The sequence below is a fragment of the Corallococcus sp. Z5C101001 genome (genome assembly GCF_007352635.1).
Taxonomy (GTDB): domain Bacteria; phylum Myxococcota; class Myxococcia; order Myxococcales; family Myxococcaceae; genus Corallococcus; species Corallococcus silvisoli.
In genome coordinates, this window is sequence record NZ_VKLU01000038.1 from 1 (window position 1) to 4636 (window position 4636).

The window sequence follows — 4636 nt, forward strand, 5'->3', positions numbered from 1 at the left end:
GCGGAGTACACGAGATGAGCCAGGAGCTGTCGAAGCGGATCGCCAACCTCTCGCCGGAGAAGCGCGCCGAGCTTCTCAAGAAGATGGCCGCGCAGAAGGCCTCCTCCGGCGACGCCTCCCGCACCCTCATCCCTCTGCTGGACCGCTCGCGCCCTCTCCCTCTCTCCTTCGCCCAGCAGCGCCTCTGGTTCATCGAGCAGCTGACTCCCGGCAGCCCCCTCTTCAACGTCCCCATGGCCGTCCGCCTCGACGGCCCCCTCGACGTCGACGTCCTCGAGCGCGCTCTTCGCGAAGTCGTCCGCCGTCATGAGGTGCTTCGCACCACCTTCCACGAGGACTCCTCCGGCCCCATCCAGGTGGTGGCCCCGGAGCCCACGCTCACCTTGGAGCGCTCCGTCCTCCCGGACTCGGAGCCCGATGCCCTCTGGCGCCTCGCCCGCGACGCCGCCGCTCGCCCCTTCGACTTGCTGAAGGGCCCTCTGCTTCGCGCCCTGCTGCTGACTTCCAGCCCCACCCAGCACCTCCTCGTCGTCGTCCTGCACCACATCGTCTCCGACGGCTGGTCCATGACGCTCCTCGTTCGCGAGGTGGCCCTCCTCTACGGCGCCCTCGTTCGCGGCCTCCCTCCCTCCCTCCCCTCCCTCCCCGTCCAGTACGCCGACTTCGGCGCCTGGCAGCGCGAGTGGCTTCAGGGCCCCAGGCTTCAGCGGCAGCTCGACTTCTGGACTCAGCAGCTCTCCGGCCTCCCCTCCGCACTCGAGCTCCCCACCGACTTCCCCCGCCCCCCCGTCCGGGACGGCCGCGGCGCGCGCCACGACTTGCTGCTGCCTCGTCCCTTGACGGACTCCCTCAAGGCCCTCGCCCAGCACGAGGGCGCCTCCCTCTTCATGGTGCTCCTCTCCGGCTGGCAGCTGCTCATGGCCCGCTACTCCGGACAGGACGACGTCTCCGTCGGCTCCCCCATGGCCGGCCGCGCTCGCGGTGAGGTGGAGGGCCTCATCGGCCTCTTCGTCAACGCCCAGGTGCTTCGCACCCGCGTCTCCCCTTCCTCCTCCTTCCGCTCCCTGCTTCGTCAGGTGCGCGAAACCGTCCTCGCGGCCCAGGAGCACCAGGAGCTCCCCATCGAGCGCCTCGTCGAGGAGTTGCGCCCGGAGCGCATCCCCGGCCGCACTCCCTTCTTCCAGGTCATGCTCACCTACCAGGCCTCCTTCCGCGCCTCCTCCTCCGTCGAGGGCGTCAGGCTGGAGGCCTTGGAGCTCGACACCTTCTCCGCCAAGTTCGACCTCACCCTCCAAGTCCTCGACTCCGACTCCGGCCTCAAGGGCTTCCTCGAGTACGCCACCGACATCTTCTCCCCCTCCACCGCCTCTCGCCTGGCTCGCCACCTCCACGTCCTGCTGGAGGCCGCTGTCGCCCGTCCGAATGAGGCCGTGGCCCGATTGCCGCTCCTCACCGACGCCGAGCGGAGCGAAATCCTGGTGGAGTGGAATGCCACGCAGGCGCCCTTCCCCGACGCCTGCATCCACTCCCTCTTCGAGGAGCAGGTCCGCCACTCGCCGGACGCACTTGCTGCTTCCTTCGAGGGCGCTCACCTCACGTATGCGCAGCTGGACGCACGCGCCAACCAGCTCGCCCACGCCCTGCGCCGTCGTGGCGTCCGCACCGAAGTCCGCGTCGCCCTCGGCCTCGAGCGCTCCCTCGACGTCGTCATCGGCCTCCTCGCCATCCTCAAGGCTGGCGCCGCTTGGGTGCCCGTCGACCCGCTTCTCCCCCGTGAGCGCCTCGCCTTCATGCTCGAGGACAGCGCCGCACAGGTGCTCGTCACCCAACGCACCCTCGTCGACCGATTCCCCGAAGCCTTCCACTCCCGCGCTCTCTGCCTGGACGACGAGCGCGAGTCATTGGCCAAGGAGTCCACGGAGGCGCCGCGCACCGGCGTGACGCCCGCGCACCTCGCCTACCTCCTCTACACCTCCGGTAGCACCGGCACCCCCAAGGGCACCGCCGTCGAGCACCGCGGCGTCTCCAACCTCGTCACCCACGAGGCCATCGCCTACGGCATCGGCCCTGGCAGCCGCGTCCTTCAGTTCGCCAGCCTCAGCTTCGACTTGTCCGTCGAGGAGGTTTTCACCACCCTCTGCAACGGCGCCTCCCTCGTCCTCGCCCCTCTCGAAAAGCTCATGCCGGGCGCGCCTCTGCCCCTGCTTCTGCGTGAGCAGGGTTTGAGTGTCATCAGCCTCACCCCCGCCGCGCTGGCCGCCACCTCTTCCGAGGGCCTTCCCGGCGTGCGCACCGTCATCTCCGGTGGCGAAGCCCTTCCCGCCGACGTCGTCGCTCGCTGGGCCCCGGGCCGCCGCCTGCTGAATACCTACGGCCCCACCGAAGCCACCGTCATCGCCACCCTCACCGAGGTGGTGCCCGACGGCAACCTCCCCTCCATCGGCAAGCCCCTCGCCAACGTCCGCGTCTATGTGCTGGACGCCCACGGCCAGCCCGTCCCCGTCGGCGTCCGCGGTGAGTTGCACGTCGGCGGCGTCGGCGTCGCTCGCGGCTACTCCGGACGCCCCTCCCTCACCGCCGAGCGCTTCATCCCCGACGCCTTCTCCGGCGAGTCCGGCTCCCGCCTCTACCGCACCGGTGACGTCGTCCGCTGGCGCGCCGACGGCCAACTCGACTTCGTCGGCCGCATCGACGCCCAGGTGAAGGTGCGCGGCTTCCGCATCGAGTTGGGTGAAGTCGAGTCCGCCCTCCGCGCCTCTCCCTCCGTCCAGGACGCCGTCGTGGTGGCACGTGAGGACTCCCCCGGCGACAAGCGCCTCGTCGCCTACCTCGTCGGCGCAGCCCTCGACGTCTCCTCCCTCCGCGCCCACCTCAAGCTTCTCCTCCCTGAGTACATGGTGCCCTCCGCCTTCGTCCTCCTGGCGGCGCTCCCCCTCACCTCCAACGGCAAGGTGGACAGGAAGGCACTCCCTCCTCCCGAGGCCTCCCAGCTTCGCGCGGGCAATGTCTACGAAGCCCCCGCCTCCCCCCTCGAAGAGACTCTCGCCTCACTCTGGAGCGAGGTGCTTCGCGTCCCCTCCGTCGGCCGCACCGACAACTTCTTCGAGTTGGGCGGCCACTCCCTCCTCGCCACCCAACTCGTGGCCCGCGTCCGCGCCGCTCTCGACGTCGAGTTGCCCCTGCGCGCCCTCTTCGAGGCCCCCACCGTCGCCTCCCTCGCCCAGAGGCTGCAACGCGTCTCTTCCGCCACGCGCCTGCCTCCCCTTACGCGCTCTCGCGCCGAAGGCCCCCAGCCTCTCTCCTTCGCCCAGCAGCGCCTCTGGTTCCTCGACCAGCTGGCCCCCGACGACGCCTCCTACAACCTCCCCGTCGCACTGCGCCTCCTCGGCCGCCTCGACGTCGACGCCCTTCGCCTCTCCTTCGAGGCCCTCGTGGCCCGACACGAAGCCCTCCGCACCACCTTCTTCGAGCACGAGGGCCAGCCTTTCCAGCTCATCCACTCCCCCTCCTCCTGGACTCTCCCCGTCCTCGACATCTCCTCTTTGGACGACGCCGCGCGCGAAGCCGAGACGCTTCGCCTGGCCACCCTCGAAGCACGCCAGCCCTTCCACCTCGTCCACGGGCCTCTGCTTCGCACCTCCCTGCTTCGCCTCGCCGACGAGACTCACGTCCTCCTCGTCACCATGCACCACATCGTCTCCGACGGTTGGTCCATGGGCGTCCTCATCCGTGAGCTGGCCGCCCTCTACGAAGCCTTCTCCTCAGGCCGCGAGCCGTCCCTCGCTCCTCTCCCCGTCCAGTACGCCGACTTCGCCACCTGGCAGCGCCAGTGGCTCCAGGGCGAGACGCTCGACTCCCAGCTTCGCTACTGGAAGCAGCAGCTCTCCGGCGCTCCCGCCGCCCTCGAGTTGCCCACCGACAGGCCTCGCCCTCCCGTCCAGTCTCGTCGCGGCGCCTCCCTCCCCGTCCACTTCCCCTCCTCCCTCTCCGACTCCCTTCGCGGCCTCGCTCAGCGTGAAGGCGCCACTCCCTTCATGGTGCTGCTGGCCGCCTTCCAGCTCCTCCTCTCCCGCCTCTCCTCCCAGGACGACGTCTCCGTCGGCTCCCCCATCGCCGGCCGCACCCACTCCGAGGCCGAGGGCCTCATCGGCTTCTTCGTCAACACCCTCGTCCTTCGCTCTCGGGTGGAGTCTCAGTCGTCCTTCCGCCAGCTCCTCTCTCAGGTGCGCTCCACCACTCTCGCCGCCTACGAGCACCAGCACGTCCCCTTCGAGAAGCTCGTCGAAGTCCTTCAGCCCTCTCGCGACTTGAGCCGCAGCGCCCTCTTCCAGGTGATGTTCGTCCTGCAGAACGCTCCCGCTGAAGCCCTCCGCGTCCACGGCCTCGCCTTCCAGCCCATCCCCCTCCAAGGCAACTCCTCTCGCTTCGACCTCTCCCTCACCCTCTTCGAAGTCCCTCACGGCCTCACCGGCTTCATCGAGTACAGCTCCGACCTCTTCGACGCCTCCTCCGTCCAGCGCCTCATCGGCCACTTCGGCGTCCTGCTCCACTCCATTGCCGCCCAGCCCGACGCTCCCCTCTCCTCCCTCGAGCTGCTCTCCTCCTCCGAGCGCCAGCAGCTCCTCCTCGACTGGAA

The 4636-nt window shown here is 69.6% G+C and carries 1 protein-coding gene; it reads left to right on the forward strand.

Annotated features, from left to right (window positions below; genetic code table 11):
- Positions 1–14 precede the first annotated feature (14 nt).
- Positions 15–4636: non-ribosomal peptide synthetase (locus FOF48_RS36070; protein WP_143909534.1), on the forward strand; the 4622-nt coding region annotated here is incomplete at its 3' end.